The 16,103-nt window shown below is 49.1% G+C and carries 18 protein-coding genes and 1 riboswitch; of the genes, 15 read left to right on the top strand and 3 right to left on the bottom strand.

Features of this window, described 5'->3' with window-relative positions:
• The first annotated feature begins 41 nt into the window (after nucleotides 1-41).
• The 11 genes from TOCE_RS11215 to TOCE_RS11160 all read left to right on the top strand — a co-directional run bounded on the left by TOCE_RS11215 (nucleotide 42) and on the right by TOCE_RS11160 (nucleotide 9,719).
• Nucleotides 42-1,193: a DUF362 domain-containing protein gene (locus tag TOCE_RS11215; protein ID WP_013276942.1), complete on the top strand. Its 1,152-nt coding sequence runs from the start codon at nucleotides 42-44 to the stop codon at nucleotides 1,191-1,193.
• 165 nt (nucleotides 1,194-1,358) lie between these two features.
• Entirely contained in the window at nucleotides 1,359-1,838 is a 480-nt protein-coding gene (rlmH, locus tag TOCE_RS11210) for a 23S rRNA (pseudouridine(1915)-N(3))-methyltransferase RlmH (RefSeq protein WP_013276941.1), read from the top strand.
• A gap of 631 nt (nucleotides 1,839-2,469) precedes the next feature.
• On the top strand, nucleotides 2,470-3,111 hold the full coding sequence (locus TOCE_RS11205; RefSeq protein WP_041423954.1) for a DUF4932 domain-containing protein: 642 nt from the start codon (nucleotides 2,470-2,472) through the stop codon (nucleotides 3,109-3,111).
• Nucleotides 3,112-3,149: 38 nt separating this feature from the next.
• Nucleotides 3,150-3,608, top strand: coding sequence for a hypothetical protein (locus tag TOCE_RS11200; RefSeq protein WP_013276939.1), 459 nt, complete (start codon nucleotides 3,150-3,152; stop codon nucleotides 3,606-3,608).
• Nucleotides 3,583-3,852 (top strand): hypothetical protein, encoded by a 270-nt coding sequence (locus TOCE_RS12345; protein ID WP_013276938.1) that lies wholly within the window; start codon nucleotides 3,583-3,585, stop codon nucleotides 3,850-3,852. Before TOCE_RS11200 ends, TOCE_RS12345 begins: the two co-directional genes overlap by 26 nt.
• Nucleotides 3,853-3,988: 136 nt before the next feature.
• The gene (locus TOCE_RS11190; RefSeq protein ID WP_013276937.1) at nucleotides 3,989-4,540 is read left to right on the top strand and encodes an RNA polymerase sigma factor; all 552 of its coding nucleotides are present in this window, start codon (nucleotides 3,989-3,991) and stop codon (nucleotides 4,538-4,540) included.
• Nucleotides 4,537-5,019, top strand: coding sequence for a hypothetical protein (locus TOCE_RS11185; RefSeq protein ID WP_013276936.1), 483 nt, complete (start codon nucleotides 4,537-4,539; stop codon nucleotides 5,017-5,019). Before TOCE_RS11190 ends, TOCE_RS11185 begins: the two co-directional genes overlap by 4 nt.
• Entirely contained in the window at nucleotides 5,012-5,803 is a 792-nt protein-coding gene (locus tag TOCE_RS11180; RefSeq protein WP_013276935.1) for a hypothetical protein, read from the top strand. Before TOCE_RS11185 ends, TOCE_RS11180 begins: the two co-directional genes overlap by 8 nt.
• Nucleotides 5,800-6,714, top strand: coding sequence for a hypothetical protein (locus tag TOCE_RS11175; protein ID WP_013276934.1), 915 nt, complete (start codon nucleotides 5,800-5,802; stop codon nucleotides 6,712-6,714). Before TOCE_RS11180 ends, TOCE_RS11175 begins: the two co-directional genes overlap by 4 nt.
• A 30-nt stretch (nucleotides 6,715-6,744) precedes the next feature.
• Nucleotides 6,745-8,739, top strand: coding sequence for a molybdopterin-containing oxidoreductase family protein (locus TOCE_RS11170; protein WP_013276933.1), 1,995 nt, complete (start codon nucleotides 6,745-6,747; stop codon nucleotides 8,737-8,739).
• A gap of 95 nt (nucleotides 8,740-8,834) precedes the next feature.
• Nucleotides 8,835-8,920: riboswitch (cyclic di-GMP riboswitch) on the top strand.
• Nucleotides 8,921-9,206: 286 nt separating this feature from the next.
• Complete coding sequence (locus tag TOCE_RS11160) at nucleotides 9,207-9,719, top strand: flavin reductase family protein (RefSeq protein WP_013276932.1); 513 nt, start codon at nucleotides 9,207-9,209, stop codon at nucleotides 9,717-9,719.
• Here the strand turns inward: TOCE_RS11160 and TOCE_RS11155 are convergent.
• Entirely contained in the window at nucleotides 9,716-10,132 is a 417-nt protein-coding gene (locus tag TOCE_RS11155; protein ID WP_013276931.1) for an EamA family transporter, read from the bottom strand. The two genes, TOCE_RS11160 and TOCE_RS11155, sit on opposite strands and share 4 nt — an antisense overlap.
• A 170-nt stretch (nucleotides 10,133-10,302) precedes the next feature.
• Between TOCE_RS11155 and TOCE_RS11150 the strand changes: the two genes are divergently transcribed.
• On the top strand, nucleotides 10,303-10,974 hold the full coding sequence (locus tag TOCE_RS11150) for a GntR family transcriptional regulator (RefSeq protein WP_013276930.1): 672 nt from the start codon (nucleotides 10,303-10,305) through the stop codon (nucleotides 10,972-10,974).
• A gap of 24 nt (nucleotides 10,975-10,998) precedes the next feature.
• Here TOCE_RS11150 and TOCE_RS11145 read toward each other — a convergent pair whose 3' ends face one another.
• The gene (locus tag TOCE_RS11145) at nucleotides 10,999-11,346 is read right to left on the bottom strand and encodes a MerR family transcriptional regulator (protein WP_013276929.1); all 348 of its coding nucleotides are present in this window, start codon (nucleotides 11,344-11,346) and stop codon (nucleotides 10,999-11,001) included.
• A gap of 169 nt (nucleotides 11,347-11,515) precedes the next feature.
• Here TOCE_RS11145 and glnA point away from each other — a divergent pair, with 169 nt between their 5' ends.
• Nucleotides 11,516-12,850: a type I glutamate--ammonia ligase gene (gene glnA / locus TOCE_RS11140; protein ID WP_013276928.1), complete on the top strand. Its 1,335-nt coding sequence runs from the start codon at nucleotides 11,516-11,518 to the stop codon at nucleotides 12,848-12,850.
• On the opposite strand, the gene pdxR is transcribed toward glnA, so the two are convergent.
• Nucleotides 12,847-14,370, bottom strand: a complete 1,524-nt coding sequence (gene pdxR, locus TOCE_RS11135; protein WP_013276927.1) for a MocR-like pyridoxine biosynthesis transcription factor PdxR — start codon at nucleotides 14,368-14,370, stop codon at nucleotides 12,847-12,849. The two genes, glnA and pdxR, sit on opposite strands and share 4 nt — an antisense overlap.
• Nucleotides 14,371-14,531: 161 nt before the next feature.
• Between pdxR and pdxS the strand changes: the two genes are divergently transcribed.
• Both pdxS and TOCE_RS11125 read left to right on the top strand, forming a co-directional pair.
• Nucleotides 14,532-15,401, top strand: a complete 870-nt coding sequence (pdxS, locus tag TOCE_RS11130) for a pyridoxal 5'-phosphate synthase lyase subunit PdxS (RefSeq protein WP_013276926.1) — start codon at nucleotides 14,532-14,534, stop codon at nucleotides 15,399-15,401.
• A 470-nt stretch (nucleotides 15,402-15,871) separates the two neighbouring features.
• Nucleotides 15,872-16,081, top strand: coding sequence for a CLC_0170 family protein (locus TOCE_RS11125; protein ID WP_013276925.1), 210 nt, complete (start codon nucleotides 15,872-15,874; stop codon nucleotides 16,079-16,081).
• Nucleotides 16,082-16,103 lie beyond the last annotated feature (22 nt).

The following is a 16,103-nucleotide window of genomic DNA, read 5'->3' as shown; positions in this document are numbered from 1 at the left end:
TGCTAAGCTGAAATCCAGAATCACACGGGGAGGTTCGAATAATGAAGAGTAAAATCTATTTTGCCGATGCCAGAGTTAAAAGCTATGACTACAAGTACAGCTTTGTGGCCAAGTTTGAACAAATACTGCAGATGGTGGACTTCAATTCGTTCATCGAAAAGGGAGATTACGTAGCTATAAAGACCCATTTCGGGTCTCAGGGAGCCCACCGCATAGTACGGCCTATCTTTTTGAGGAAAGTAGTTGAAAGGGTAAAAGAAGCAGGCGGGCAGCCCTTTGTCACCGATACGGTGAGGATACCGGGCCTCGAGTACCTGGAAGTGGCCAATATGGAAGGCATCAACCATCTCTCGGTAGGGGCCCCGGTGGTGCTGGCCGACGGAATTTTCGGCAGGGACCAGATCAGGGTCAAGGCGGGACCAATCCTGGGAGAGATAGGGGTGGCATCAGCCATATACTACGCCCCGGCTATGATCGTCGTATCCCACTGCAAGGGGCATATCGGTTCCGGCTTCGGAGGAGCCATAAAGAACCTGGCGATGGGCTGCATAAGCTGCAAGGATCACCACGGTAAGGCCGAGAGGGGCAGGATCCACTTTTATGAAGGCAAGCACCTGGAATGGATAAAAGCCCGGTGCATCCGGTGCGGACAGTGCGTGGACGTCTGCCCGCACAAGTCATTGCAGCTTGTTGACGACAGCATCGTCATAGATAAAACCGTTTGCGTCAAGTGCGGCAGGTGCGCCAGAGTCTGTCCGGAAAAGGCCCTGGTGGTGCCCATCGATGAAGAGACCTTCCAGAGGGGCCTCGCCGAATCGGCTTACGCGGTGGTCTCCACCTTCGAAAAGGGCAGGATCCTTTACATAAACTTCATCACCGAGGTCCAGCCCGAGTGCGACTGCATGCCCATGGCCGACACCCCGCTGGTGCAGGATCAGGGCGTGCTGGTGTCCCACGACATAGTGGCGATAGACCAGGCGTCCCTGGATATCATAAACGGCGCCGATCCCCTTCCCGGATCAAAGGCGGCGGATAAAAACGTGAAAAAGGGCGAAAATATACTCAAAGCCGTGACCGGGAAGGATGCGCAGCTTCATATAGACGCGGCCTACGAGCTTGGAATGGGAAGCAAGGAGTACGAACTGATACGGGTGACCGAAAAAGAGGTTCCGGAAGAAGAGAAGAAAGACTAGGATAAAGCATCATTAGAATTCATTGGTGCCGGTGATTCCATTATAGCGGTTGGAATGCCCCGAACATCTCCGTTAAAGCGGAGATGTTTTTTTTGCGGCAATTTTTGTGGTATAGTGTTTTGTAGATTAATATAGGGCTAAAAATCCAGAAGAAAGGCAAGGGCTATGAACATCACAATAATAGCTGTAGGAAAAATTAAAGAAAGCTATTTAAGGGAAGGCATAAAAGAATATGAAAAAAGGCTCAAACCTTACTGCACCCTCCGGATAATAGAAGTAGACGAAGAAAGGGCGCCGGACAATCCATCACCGGCGCAAAAAGAAAGGGTGCTGAAAAGGGAAGGGGAGCTAATTTTGGCTAAAATCCCCCGGCAAGGCTTTAAAATCGCCCTTTGCATCGAGGGAGAGAGATTTTCGTCGGAAGGGATGGCAGAGAAAGTTAAAGACCTTGTCCTTTACGGTATTTCGGATATAACCTTCGTAATAGGCGGCTCTTTAGGTCTTTCTGATGAGGTTAAGAAAACCTGCGACATGAGACTTTCTTTTTCCGATTTTACCCTTCCTCACCAACTCATGCGCCTTCTGCTTTTGGAGCAGATTTATCGCTGGTTCAAAATAATCCGGGGGGAAACCTACCACAAATGACAATCGGTGACGGTTTATTAGCCTATCACGTGACATCCCATATAGATTCATAAGCCATAAAAATTATTATGAGCGAAATTAACATGAATTTTTTGTTACTTTATGTTCAAAAAGTAGCCCATCTTTTTATAAAAATAATAATCTCAAAATAGATGAAAATACCATTATCAAGACTGAAGAACCGTAAGTTAACGTTCCACATTTTTATATGGATTATAACGATATTGGAATTATTTTTGTTTTGATGGATTTGAATTGATTAGGATAGGGCATATACCGGACTTTTTTAATAATGCGAGCAGCTGGTATTATTTTATTCACGGAAGAAAGAAGTAAAAATTGATGTTTATTTTATGAATAAGTGTGCAAGGGATCTTTTCTTGTCCCACTTTTTTTAATTTAATAAATTGTAAATCATACATTTTAAAGTATAATAGTTTATCAAATGTAATTTTTAGTTAGGGAGGAGGCTTTATGTCAAAAAAAGAAAGCATTTATTTTTGTGGGGATTTTGGTGCTTTTGGTTATTCTTGCAGCTATATTTAATGATTCATTAGTCAAAAAGGCCAATGAGAATTAAGGGTTAACCAAACTTGAACCCGTAAAAATTACAAAGGGTAAATTGAATATAATGATAGACCCCCGCATAGAATTGCTTTCATCGGTTCAGCTAAATTCGGGATATTCACGTTTAACGAAACTGGATTTTAGTTATAAAAGAAATATGGGAAAATATTTCGATAAATTCAAAAATCACGAAGCCGTCAGGATGTTTAGCAGATTGAGACGGAACGGATTTGCTTATGATGTACCCCCTGCGCTTATGCTCCATCTTACGAATCCGCCGGAGCTCAAAAAGGTTTTTCCTTACATGGATACCATAAGATATAGTGGAGCGAATGACAATGAAATGGATCTATTTGTTTTGGAACTCCAAAAATATGCGTTAGAAACCGATTTTCAAAAGTTTTATAATAATAATATGGGTTTTTATAATAGATTGGTCAAGAAAGTATCGGATGACATTAAGGATTTTGACGTTGTAAATGATTTGGAAGAGTATTTTGGAATTAAAAAGAATAGCTATAACATAATTCTTGCACCCTTGTTTCATGCCGGCGGCTATGGACCACAAATTAAGAAAGATGACGGAACCTTTGATGTCTATGCTATTATCGGTCCTGTTATCCCGAGCTCATTGAAGTTTTCAAAGAGCTTTCTCAGAAAAATCTTGGGGAAGATTTTTATTCGATTAAATTTGAGGGACCTATAAATTTCGGTTTTTTTGAGAAGTACAAAAAAGTTTTAATAGTGCCTACTAACGAAAAAAATGATTTAATCGAAAGCAAGATTTTGAATTACGTAAAAGAGATAAAAAATATGTTTAATCTTATTGAGGATGCCGAAATATTAACCGATACCGAGGCTCTAAATATGGACCTATCCGATTATAATATTATAGTTTACGGTACAATTGATGGGAATCTATGGCTTTCAAAATATAAATCCGAATTTCCTTTTAGGATAGAATCCGGGAGGATAATTGCTGATACCGAATATAGTGGGAAGCATCTGAGGTTTATTTCGGCCCTTCCCAATCCTCAGAATCACGATAGGGCACTTATAATATATACTGCATTGAAGGCAGAGGATGTTTTAAATATTAATGAACTTTTCCATGGTCCAACCGATTATGTGATAGCAGATGGGAAGAAGGTATTAAAATCAGGAGATTATATAAAAAATGATGGAAAATGGACTTTTGAATAATTGGGGAATGGCTTGCCGCCCACGCGACCGCACGAAAAACCGGTCCATGGTGCAGCCGGCGCTGCTGCCCGGGCCGCTTTTAAAGGCTGAAGGGGTTTTTATCACCCAGCAGGTGGGTGGGCTGAATGATAGGGAAATTAATGAACTGTTAGGGGCTCCGGAATCTCCCTTCATCGATTGGAATTTGGAAAAAGCTGCAGGACAATTGAAAAGAGGAGTTTCAAATAATGCTTCAGGCGGTTAAAATATCGCGTGCGCGATTGCGGTAAATTTAAATGGCGCCGGTTGGTGAAGCACTCTTTCGGGAGTGCTTAAATTTTTGAAGGGTATCGGGAAGATTTTTCGTCTATATTATTGACGAAAGGGAAAGGAGGGGAGCGATGCTGTCCGATGAACAGCTGGCAAAAAGATGCCTTGCCGGCGATCAGGAAGCATTAGAAGAACTGTTGGAACGGTACAAGGGCTACGTCTTTGCAATAATATTTAATTTCGTGAGCGACAGCGCTGAGGCCGAAGATATAGCCCAGGAGGTATTCTTACAGGTTTACCGCTCCCTTCCCCGGTGCCGTTTCGATAATTTCAAGTCCTGGATCGGGAGAATCGCCGTGAACAAGGCCATAGACCACCGGAGAAAGGCGGAGCATCTTTCGCGAATTGTGCCGGAAGAAAAGGCCGGAGAATCGGTACTGCGAACGGAGCAGGCCCCTTCGCCGGAAGAACTGTACCTGGCGAAGGAAGACTGGCAGAGAGTGCAGCATGTGGCGGGGGAGCTGCCGGAGATTTACGGGAGGACTCTGGCAAAATATTATTTCGAAGGCAAGAGCTGCCGGGAGATCGCAGTGGAGGAAGGAATCAGCGTTAAGACGGTTGAGTCCCGCTTGAGTCGGGCGAGAGCCCTGTTTAAGAAAAGGTGGGGGAGGGAAAAAGGGTGAGGCACTACAGCAAAGAGGAATGGATGCTTTTTAAAAACGGCTGCGGGACCCCGGAAAAGCTTCGCAACATGGAAGAGCATCTTTACCGGTGTGACTGCTGTTTGGAATTGTTTCTTTCCGAGATCGGCGACGATGAGATGCGCGATGCGAGCCGAAAAATATCGCCGGATTTCGATAAAAAGGTGTTGGCCGCCGCAAAAAAGGAATTCTTGGAGTTTGGCCGGAAACGGGTTTTGCGAACGCCGGGATTTAATAAATTGATCGCCTATTACACGGCCTGCGCCATGATCACCATTATGCTGATGACCGCCGGATTGTCCCTGAAGGTGGCGGAGAAGCTAGGGATGCTGGCGAACACAGCCTGGGGAAATAGAATTGAACAGGGCGTCAGCCTGAACTGGCCGACAAAAGTTGCAAAAAAGGCCAATGAGTGGATAATAAACTTTGAAACGGGAAAGGGAGGTTTTGGTATTGAATAAAAAGAGCAGGTTTGCTGCATTTTTGCTGTCCTTCATACCGGGACTGGGCCATTTTTATCTTGGATTCAGCGCTAGGGGATTTATATTCCTGGGGCTTTATCTGGGGGCTCTCTTTGGCGGCATGGGGTTAGCCGTGATTACCGGAGAAAATGAATTTTTCATGCTTTTACCCTTTGCGCTGCTGGTGATCTGGTTTATCTCCATGGTTGACGCCATATCGCTGGTGGATCTGCCAGCAACGGAAGAATACCTTAAGGGCGCCGAAGGTGAGGGAGCTGTCGAAAATCCCGCCCGGAGCGCGCCGAGGTGCGTTTCCAACCGGACTGTAATCGCCGCCGCCCTGTCGCTGGTACCGGGCGCAGGGCACATGTATCTCGGTTTTATGAGGTACGGGGCCGAACTGATGGGGACCTTCTTCATGGCCCTCTTCCTGATGGGATGGCTGAACATGTCTTTTTTCCTTTTCTTGCTGCCGATCATCTGGTTTTACAGCCTCTTCGACGCCATCCACCGGGCGGAGGGGAATGTCCCCCCGGATAACCTGGAAGATTCTCCGCTCTCGTGGATAAACCGCAACCCACGGCTCACGGGTGCCGGCCTCATACTGCTGGGGTGCCTGGCGGTTCTGGATAGGATAATTTTCCCGCTCATCGAATGGCGGATGCGCAGCTACTTTTACACGGGGCTGGTTTCTTTCATATTGATTTTCGCCGGAATAAAGTTGATAACGACTGGTGGCGCGGGATTAAAAACTAAAGAAAAAGGGGGAGATTCGGAGCCGTGAGAAAGTGGAAGGTAGGTTCCATATCATTGGGCACACTACTGGTAGCCGCGGGGGTGACTCTGCTTGCGTCCGAGATCTTCGGCAGGGACGCTGCGTTCAATGCCGTCAAATGGTGGCCGCTGGTGCCGATAGTGCTGGGAGCGGAAGTGCTCCTGTACTCCTTTTTGAATAAGGGGGAACCGGTAGATTTCGACTTTTTCAGCATACTGGTAATCTGCTTCGCAGGACTTTTCACCCTGGGCCTTTACGGTCTGTGGGAGACGGGGATTATTCCGGCCATTAATCAGACGATATCGTCCCAAAATTTTGTCCTGGCGGCGGAGCCGGAAAAGATGCAAATCGACGGTACAGTTGCTAAAATAATAATAGAAGGTCCGGCCTGCGAACTAACCCTCCGACCGGTCAGCGAAAAGGCTGTCACGGTTTTCGGGTCCGCCAGCGTGGTGGCGGATTCCAGGGAGAGGGCCGAAGAACTTTTATCGGCCAGCGATGTAGTCTTTGACAGGTCCGGCGAAATCCTCCGGATCTCCTTCGACACTCCTCGCCGGCACAAAAGCTTCGGATTTTACGCCGAAATGACCAGTTATACCCTCCACGTGCCTGAAAATATAGATGTGGAAGTGATTAACCGCGGTTCGCTAAAGATTCGGCTCGACAAAATCAACAGCAACTGGCTGATAGAAAACTCCGGGCATGTGGATGTAATTGTTAAAGACAGCGCCGATGTGAAAGTAAAGGCCATGGTCGATAGTAAATATTTGTTGGGGGGTAATACGGACTGGAAGGTGATTGGCGAAAGCGAAAAAGATACGTTCCTGCAGAAAAGCCTTTTCGGAGAAGTAATATTCGGGAAGGGCGAGCATACGGTAAACGTCATCGGCGGGAAAGTGACCGTAAACAGTGTCGAGTGAGGTTCAAAATAATACAGGGGGAATGCAAAAATGAAAGTTTACCGCACTGCGTGCCCGCGGGACTGCATCGACTGCTGCTCCCTCCTGGCTTACGTGGATGAAAACGGAAGGCTGACCGGGGTTAAGGGAGACCCGGACCATCCGGTTACCCGGGGTTACCTCTGTCCCAAGGGAAATTCCTACGTGGAATTGGTCTACCACCCGGAGCGGCTCCGTTATCCCCTTATGAAAAAGAACGGTGAATTCAAGCGGGTAACCTGGGATGAAGCCCTGAATTTCATAGCCGCGAGGCTTACCGAGGTCGTGGATACATACGGCCCTCTGGCAGTGCTTCACTACCACTACAGCGGGTCGGAAGTCACAACAAAACACCTTGACACCAGGTTTTTCAACGCCCTGGGCGGTATTACCAGGGTCTCGGGAGACTTATGCTTGAGCGCCGGCCTGGTTGCACAGATTTACGACTTCGGAGGTCTTTTACAAAACAGCATAGAAGACCTGCCCAACGCCAGAGGCTGCGTCCTCTGGGGCAGAAACGTGAAATCAACGAATGTCCACTCCATGCCCTTTATTTTGGAGTGCAGGGAAAGGGGAGGGAAGATCGCCGTAGTAAACCCGCTCACCACCGGAATGGAGGGCATGGCCGAACTGGTGATAAGTCCGAAGCCGGGTACCGATGCAGCCCTGGCCCTGGGGGCGTGCCGGTACCTCGTAGAATGGGGTAAAATCGACCGCGAATTCATAGAAAAATACACTTATGGGTTTGAAGAATTCCGGAGGACCCTGGAAAACTACCCGCTCGGGAGGGTTTCGGAGATCACCGGGGTGGATGTTGATGATATAGTGCGCCTTGCTCTTTTCTACGCGGAAAATACCCCCGTCACCACCCTGCTCGGATTTGGACTGCAGAGGTACAGGGGAGGCGGCAACGCCGTAAGAGCTGTCGACGCCCTGGCGGCAGTTACGGGCAACATCGGAAAGCCGGGGGCCGGGGTATCCTACTGTATCGATACATACTGGTACGTAGGAAGTTTCGTGAAGGGAGCGGCACCGGTCGGGACCGGGCGGCTCATGGACCTGTCCAGCATGGCCCGCGGAATTTTGAAGGCCCAGGACCCGCCCGTTAAAATAGCGTTCATAACAAACGCAAACCCCGTCGTAAACGTGCCGGACACGGCCATGACGAGAAAGGCCCTGAACAATATCGAAACCGTTGTCGTTATAGACATGTTCATGACAGACACGGCAAAAGAGGCCGACGTGGTGCTGCCGTGCACCACCTTTTTCGAGGAGGAAAACGTCAAGGTAAGCTCCTGGAGCCCCTGGATTTTTTACTGCCCCAAAGTCATCGAGCCCGTCGGGGAGGCAAGGCCCGACGAGGAGATCTTCATTGAGCTTGCAAGGAGAATCGGACTTGAGGATTTCCCCTGGAAGAGCCGGGAGGAATTTTTGGAATACGCCACCGGGGCTTTTGGAAAATTCGGGGTGGACCTTTCCGTTCTAAGAGAAAAGGGGCATATAAAAAACTCCTTCGTGCCGGATGTGGCCTGGCAGGATAAAAAATTCCGCACGCCGTCGGGCAAATTCGAATTTTATTCAGAAAAAGCCCTGGCCGAAGGCCAGCCTCCCACGGCCACCTACGTGGCTCCTGCTTGCGAGGACGACGGCTACCCGTACCACTTCATAACCCCCCATTCCCGGTACCGTATACACTCTCAATTCCAAGTGGCCGAATATATTAGAAAATTAAATCCCTTTCCAAAAGTGTATATCAGTGCCGAAGAGGGGATCCGGCTGGGATTAAAAGAAGGGCAGGAAGTAGAAATTTACAACGACATGGGTAGCATAAGAGCCAGGGTGTATTTCGAACGCGGCATGAGAAAGGACACCGTCAGTCTGGAGTCGGGCTGGAACGTGGAAAGCGGTGCATGTCCCAATTTCCTCATACCTTCCCGCACCACCGAAATGGGGGCGTGCGCTGCGCTATACGATGTTAAGGTGGGCATAAGGGCCGTAAGCCCTTAACAAGTGATCAGAAAGGTGCTAAAGGCTTTTTGGTTGAACAATTCATTATTGACAAAATATAAAATATATGGGATAATTAACCTGAAATGAACAAGTATACCAAAGTGCAAACCAGCCGAAAAGCTGGAGTGCCAAGCTGCGGATATAAAGCTTTTAATGCTATGGTAGCCGGGCTGCCGATGGTGCTTTTAAAGCAAATCCACATCCCCCTTCGGCAGCTCGGGGATTTTTTGTCTTTCGAGGGAAATTCAATATATGGGCCGACCCGACATGATTTCCAGTCGGGTTTTTATATGCCCGATGACAAAGATCGGCTATGTGATAACTTAAAACAGTAACACCGTAAACCGCAACGTATTATTTGTATTATTTTCAAAAAAATGCTACAATCTATATAGAAAGCCCGCATTAAGCTTTTGCGGGGGCGTTATTAAATCAAAACTTGAATTTACTGGAGGGAATGAGCTGTGTATAAAGACGTTCGTATCGAAGAAGTAGCCGAAAAAGTCCTGGAACAGCTGAAAAAGGGCGCTTTTTTGACCGTAAAAAGCGGCGACACGATAAACACAATGACGATTGCCTGGGGGACCCTTGGCTACGTGTGGCACAGGCCGGTTTTCATGGCAATGGTCAGGCCTTCCAGATATACCTTCGACCTAATAGAAAAGGCCTCGAGTTTCACCGTCAGTTTTCCCCTGAACGATCGGATGAAGGACGCACTGAAAATATGCGGCACCAAATCGGGAAGAGACGTAGACAAGTTCAAGGAATGCGGCCTTTCACTCCTGCCGGGCAAGACGGTGGACACCCCGGTAATAGACGGGTGCGATATACACTTTGAATGCGGCATCATTTACAAATCTCCCCTTCACCCCGAGCAGATTCCGGCCGAGGTAAAGGCATTATACTACGGCACCGGGGATTATCACGTCCTGTATTTTGGGGAGATACTGGCTGTCAGGATGAGGGATGAGGACTAACCCCTTATCAATATAATTCCCAGAATGACCAGCAGGGTGCCGAAAAATTTTTTAAGCGTCAGGCTCTCGCGCAGGAAGAGAAAGGCCAGAGCAACCGTGACCAGCGGAAAAGCAGAACTTATGGGGACGACCTTTGAAGCTTCGCTGTACTTGAGGGCGTAATAATAGGCCAGCTGTCCGAGCAATGATGCCATTAAACCCTCCCCGGCGATAAAGAGGAAGGATCTAGTTTCTATTGAGAGGTTTTTAAAACTGCCCGAAAGCAAACCGGTAGCGAGCAGGACGGCGCTTATCGTAAAGGAACGCAGCGACAGGGCCAGGAAGGGCGGCAGCTTTGCAAGACCCATTTTGCCCAGAATTGGTGCGGCTCCCCAGAATAAAGCCGTGAGTAGAGCAAATATATAGGATTTCATGTCGTATCCTCCTTATAGATATGTTCATGGGATGTTTATGTGCCGGCACGACCGCCAGCACATGCCTTTATAATTATACCATTTTGGGCCCTGGAAAATCCCTGCTTTCAAAATCAAAAAACCTATAGTAAAATAAACATAGAAGGCGTGGAGCGAGGAGGGCAAATTTTATGTTCAGCCAAACCCAGGAAGGGGGGTCTTCCCTCCGAAACAAAATATACCAGCACCTGAAAAACGCCATTCTCAACGGTGTGTATAAGCCCGGTGAAAGCCTTATAGAGTTGAAGATAGCTAGGGAACTGGGCGTGAGCCGCACGCCGGTGAGGGAGGCTATAAGGCAGCTGGAGCTGGAAGGGCTGGTATCGAGCATCCCTAACAAGGGGGTAATAGTTGAGGGTATTACCGAACAGGACGTGGAAGACATATACACTATTAGAAAAATGATCGAGGGACTGGCTGCCCGGTGGGCCGCTGAAAAGATAACCCCGGAGCAGCTCAAAGAACTTAAGGACGTGCTTGACCTTATGGAATTTTACACGGGAAAAGGAGAAATAGATAAAGTTTCGGAACTGGATACCCGGTTCCACGACATCATCTTTAGAGCGTGCAAGAGCAGGCCCCTGGAATCGGTTCTCACCAATTTTCACCATTTTATCCAAAGAGCCCGGCTGGTATCCATCAAAAGCAGCGGCAGGGCGCCGATTTCGCTGGAAGAGCATAAAGAAATTTACAACGCTTTGGCGGTGCGAGACCCCAATGCGGCGGAAAAAGCCATGATAAGACACGTAGAAAAGGCAAAGTCTAACCTTCACCCTTATCTGGCAGGTCATAAGGTTTATTAAATCCTTGCAAAAAAAGCAAGGATTTTATTTTTCTTCCAGCAGCTTCATCAACACTGCCCTGTTGGAAACTGGGTAAAGTGAAGAGAGCTTCACTTGGGCGGGATTAATGTCGGAAAGGGAAATTTCCTCCAGCTTCTGCTCGAAGACCAGGATTTTCTCCTTTATGGTTTTGAGGTCAAAACCGCTGTCCTTCATCTGCTTTATCCGGATGAGCCTTATTACATCGTTTTCCGTGTAACGCCTCTGCCCGCCGCTGGTGCGAACCGGATTGACGAGCCCCATGCTCTCGTAGTACCTGATCTGCCTGGCGGAGAGCCCCGTCTTTTTCTCAACGGTGCCTATCGGGTAAAGTCCCTTTTCCGCAGAAGCCATGGATTTTACCTCCCCATTTTTAACGTTATTCTAACAAAAACTAATACAACAGTCAACGGTCATGTAAGGTTTTTTTGGATAAATACGAAAAACCTTACAAACATTTGACATGGACATTCCGGCTGTGGTACTATTTCAGTAAAATAAAGAACGCGGAGGAGGAGCTTTAATGCCGAAATACACCAAGAGCGATATCCTGAGAAAAGCCCAGGAGCTGGATGTCAAGTTTGTGCGCCTTCAGTTTACCGACATCCTTGGTATAATTAAGAACGTGACTATTACCGTAGAGCGGCTGGAGGAAGCTCTTGACGGAAAGATCATGTTCGATGGTTCTTCCATAGAAGGATTTACCAGGATTCAGGAGTCAGACATGTACCTGATGCCCGATTACGACACCTTCACCATACTGCCCTGGAAGCCCAGGAAAGGCGCTGAAGCCAGGCTCATGTGCGACATCTATACTCACGACGGCGAACCCTTCATCGGCTGCCCCAGGGGGATATTAAAGAAAGTGTGCGAGGAAGCCAGGGAAATGGGTTACGAATTTTTAGTGGGCCCTGAGCCGGAGTTCTTCCTCTTCGAGATGGATGAAGACGGCAAACCCACGATAAAGACCAACGATAAAGGCAGTTACTTCGACCTTTCGCCGGTGGACCTGGGCGAAAATGCCCGAAGGGACATAACGCTGGCCCTGGAGGAAATGGGATTTGAGGTGGAGGCATCCCATCACGAAGTGGCGCCGGGGCAGCACGAGATCGACTTTAAATACGCACCGGCACTGAGGACCGCCGATAACATAGTCACCTTCAAGTTCGTCACCAAGGCCATTGCCATGGAACACGGGCTTTACGCCACCTTCATGCCGAAGCCCATATTCGGCGAAAACGGTTCGGGCATGCACCTGAACATGTCGCTGTTTAAAGACGGAGTAAACGCTTTCTACGATGAGAGCAACAAAGAAACCGGCCTTTCGGAAGTGGCCATGTACTTCATCGGAGGCATACTGCACCACGTAAAGGGTTTCACTGCGGTTACCAATCCGACGGTGAATTCCTACAAGCGGCTGGTCCCCGGATACGAGGCACCCGTGTACATCTCCTGGTCCAGCAAAAACCGGAGTGCTCTCGTCAGGATACCGGCAGCCCGGGGAATCGCCACCCGAATAGAGCTCAGGAGTCCGGACCCGGCGGCCAACCCGTATCTGGCGCTGGCCGTAATTCTGGCGGCGGGCCTTGATGGCATTAAGAACAGGATTGACCCAGGTCCCCAGACCTTCGACAATATTTACGAGATGACGCCGGCTGAAAGGATGGCGGCGGGGATAGAAGACCTGCCCGGCAGCCTGAAGGAAGCGCTGGAGTATCTGTCAAAGGATGAAGTGATCAAGGCAGCCCTCGGCCCCCACGTATACGAGCATTTCGTTAAGGCCAAACTTATCGAATGGGATACCTACAGGACCCAGGTTCACCAGTGGGAATTGGATCAGTATCTAGGTATATTTTAAAGCAGCGGCTGGTATCTGTTATTCCTGACGGAGTACACGCCGAATTCTTCTAGCATCTCGCTGACGATCCCGGAAAGCAGTTTTATGCCTTCTTCTAATTTGTCCGCCGGCACTTGAGCTATGCTGAGTCTGAAGCAGGGCGATGGCAGACGGTCGGGGTAAAAAAAGTCCCCGGCCGTTATGATGAGCCCTCTTCTGAGAGCCTTACTGTAGAGGTTCATCGAATAGTATCCGTCGGGAAGTGTAGCCCAGAAAAACAGCCCTCCCTGCGGCTCGGTCCAGGATATCCCGGGGTGCATGTGTTTTTTCAGGGCTTGCCTCATGAGGTCCCACTTTTCCCGGAAAAGGCCTCTTAGCTTTTTCATGTGTTCGCAAAAAGTGCCGTCCCGAAGCATAACGTCCAGTGCCCTCTGGGTCAGGCCTGAAGAAGTGATGTCCGAAAAGTACTTGACTTCAGCTATCTTTTTCGAGAAACGGGCGGGCGCCACGATAAACCCCAGCCTGAGACCGGGCATAAAGTGTTTCGAAAAACTCTTGATATAAAAAACACGGCCGTCCCCGTCCAGGGTCTTTAAAGGTACGGGTTTTTCCACGTAATAAAGGTCGTTCATGTGGTCATCTTCTACTATGAGGAAATCGTATTTGTGAGAAAGAGCCAGGAGCTCTTTCTTTTTTTGTTCTGAATAGGAACGTCCGGTGGGGTTTTGAAAGTTGGGCATAGTATAAAACAGTTTCGGCGGTTTCGAGCGGAGTTTTGCGTGTAAGTCCTCCAGGTCGATACCGTCTTGTGCCATGGGAACCTCCACTATTCTGGCCCCTCTGGACTTAAAAGCGTCGATAGCCCCCGGGTAGGTGGGGCTTTCCACGTACACCACGTCGCCGAAGTCAAGAAAGGCCTTCGATATAATGTCGATGCCCTGCTGGGCTCCCGAAACCACGTGGATGGAGTCCACCGGAGCTTCTATACCGTACTCCCGGGCGAGGTATTCCCCCAGGGACTGCCTAAAGGGGAGGTATCCCGGGCTTTCGCTGTAGACGAAAGCATACCCTCCTTCCCGGTCCAGCACCCGGTTCAGGGCTTCTTTAAAGATTTTCACCGGAAAGTATTCCGGAGAAACCGAAGCGCCGGCAAAATCAAAGTCGATCTTTTGAGACCTGCCGCCTCCGGGCTGCGCGGTGCCCGCCGCAAAGGCGGAGTCTTCCCCCGGGTCGGGGGTTTTGCCGGTGCCGTCGCCCTCCACCTTTATGCCTTCTTCATCGACGGCGCTGCCGGCAGGCCTCACATAAGTGCCGCTCCCTACGCGCGAAACGGCGTAGCCTTCCCTTTCCAGCAATCTGTAGGCGTTTATTATAGTCACGGTATTCACACCGAGCATCGATGCCAGTTTGCGGATGGGGGGAAGCTTTTCGCCGGGTGCCAGCTTTCCCTCCTTAATCAGATGGACCATGTCTTCGTAGACCTGCGCGTATAGGGGCTTAGAGGAGCTGCGGTCTAATTGTATCGATACATATTTATCCATTAAACAACCTCCCGAGTATAACAAAAATTGTATTGACATACAATTGCCGGTAATGGCATAATAAGTACATACAATTTTACCCGTTTCAAAATATTGTTACGATACAATTATACCACAAATGTACCGATCCTGAAACTGATAATTTAAAAGGAGGCAAGATTATGTCACGGGAAAAAAACAACAAAAACCTTGCGGAAATGCTAAAGGGCGGGGTTATAATGGACGTCACCACGCCCGAGCAGGCCAGAATTGCTGAAGAAGCCGGAGCCGTAGCAGTCATGGCTCTGGAGAGGGTGCCGGCGGATATACGGAAACAGGGCGGTGTGGCGCGCATGTCCGACCCCAAGGTGATAAAAGCCATAAAGCAGGCGGTGAGCATTCCGGTCATGGCCAAGTGCCGGATCGGGCATTTTGTGGAGGCCCAGATCCTGGAGGCGCTGGGAGTGGACTTCATCGATGAGAGTGAGGTGTTGACGCCCGCCGACGAGTTCTGCCATATAGACAAGAAAAAATTCAAAGTGCCTTTCGTCTGCGGTGCCAGAAGTCTGGGAGAAGCCCTGCGCCGTATAGCGGAAGGAGCATCCATGATTAGGACCAAGGGCGAGGCGGGCACCGGCAACGTGGTGGAGGCGGTGCGCCACATACGGACGATCATGGGTGAGATAAGGAAGCTCCAGAACATGCCGCGGGAAGAACTGATTACTGCCGCCAAGGAGATGGGAGCACCTTACGAACTGGTGCTCTACGTGGCCGAGCACGGCCGGCTGCCCGTTGTAAATTTTGCCGCGGGAGGAGTGGCCACGCCCGCCGATGCGGCCCTGCTGATGCAGCTCGGGTGCGACGGAGTTTTCGTGGGGTCGGGGATTTTCAAGTCCGAAAATCCGGCCAAAAGGGCTAAGGCCATAGTAAAGGCGGTGGCCCACTACGACGACCCCGAAGTGCTGGCCGAAGTTTCCGAGGACCTGGGGGAAGCCATGCCCGGCCTGGAGATAGAAAGGCTCACGGATCGCTATGCCGAGCGCGGGTGGTAGTATGAGGAAAGAATGCATTAAGTTTTGACCGCCGCAATTGAGGGCGGTATTTTTTTGTCCCAAAACCCCGGTATTAAGGCTCGAGTCACAATTCACAAAAGACTGTGGTTAATGTGGATAAGTTATCCCCAATGGGGATAAATGCCTCGAATTTATGTATTTCGCCGAAGACAGGGCAATCCACTTATCAACACCTGTGGATAACTTTGTGGATAAAGTGGATAAATGAACTAAATTTTTATGCGACAAATCACCCAGGAAGGCCCAACAGGACCTTTGTGAGTCCGATCGCCCGTTAACTGAAGCCGAATCCGCCGCATTTTTGATGCAGCATGATCTCCGGTGGGACTTCCGGGAGCGGATAATCGGTGCCTTTTTTAACGGCCGACGGGGCTTTGGAGAATAAAAACTTGCATTTTGCGGAAAATAAAAAGCAAGAGCGGGAAAATTGAAGAAAAGGGGTATCGGAATTGCAGATATTAAATGCCGTTCTCGAACACGTCAAAGATGCCTTCACGCCCACCACCGCTATAGTCTTCATCGTGAGCGGCCTCTTTTTGATTTTTATAGATTCCCCCAGCATGGAAGAAAAGAAGTTGAGGACCGAGGCCATTATGCTTAAAGCGGCAGGAATCTTTTACATAATAGGCAGCCTGGCACTGTTTATATTTTTAGGATAGGGGTGTTCTATGTACGGGAGGA

The organism is Thermosediminibacter oceani DSM 16646 (genome assembly GCF_000144645.1).
Taxonomy (GTDB): domain Bacteria; phylum Bacillota; class Thermosediminibacteria; order Thermosediminibacterales; family Thermosediminibacteraceae; genus Thermosediminibacter; species Thermosediminibacter oceani.
Note: the sequence above shows the minus strand (reverse complement) of the source record. Positions and strands in the feature narration are given on the sequence as shown.

Bases quoted from the DNA above. Each gene is read 5' to 3' on its own strand.
- TOCE_RS11215 (WP_013276942.1), top strand. From the start codon at position 42: ATGAAGAGTAAAATCTATTTTGCCGATGCCAGAGTTAAAAGCTATGAC.
- rlmH (WP_013276941.1), top strand. From the start codon at position 1,359: ATGAACATCACAATAATAGCTGTAGGAAAAATTAAAGAAAGCTATTTA.
- TOCE_RS11205 (WP_041423954.1), top strand. From the start codon at position 2,470: ATGATAGACCCCCGCATAGAATTGCTTTCATCGGTTCAGCTAAATTCG.
- TOCE_RS12345 (WP_013276938.1), top strand. From the start codon at position 3,583: ATGATGGAAAATGGACTTTTGAATAATTGGGGAATGGCTTGCCGCCCA.
- TOCE_RS11190 (WP_013276937.1), top strand. From the start codon at position 3,989: ATGCTGTCCGATGAACAGCTGGCAAAAAGATGCCTTGCCGGCGATCAG.
- TOCE_RS11170 (WP_013276933.1), top strand. From the start codon at position 6,745: ATGAAAGTTTACCGCACTGCGTGCCCGCGGGACTGCATCGACTGCTGC.
- TOCE_RS11155 (WP_013276931.1), bottom strand. From the start codon at position 10,132: ATGAAATCCTATATATTTGCTCTACTCACGGCTTTATTCTGGGGAGCC.
- TOCE_RS11150 (WP_013276930.1), top strand. From the start codon at position 10,303: ATGTTCAGCCAAACCCAGGAAGGGGGGTCTTCCCTCCGAAACAAAATA.
- TOCE_RS11145 (WP_013276929.1), bottom strand. From the start codon at position 11,346: ATGGCTTCTGCGGAAAAGGGACTTTACCCGATAGGCACCGTTGAGAAA.
- glnA (WP_013276928.1), top strand. From the start codon at position 11,516: ATGCCGAAATACACCAAGAGCGATATCCTGAGAAAAGCCCAGGAGCTG.
- pdxR (WP_013276927.1), bottom strand. From the start codon at position 14,370: ATGGATAAATATGTATCGATACAATTAGACCGCAGCTCCTCTAAGCCC.
- pdxS (WP_013276926.1), top strand. From the start codon at position 14,532: ATGTCACGGGAAAAAAACAACAAAAACCTTGCGGAAATGCTAAAGGGC.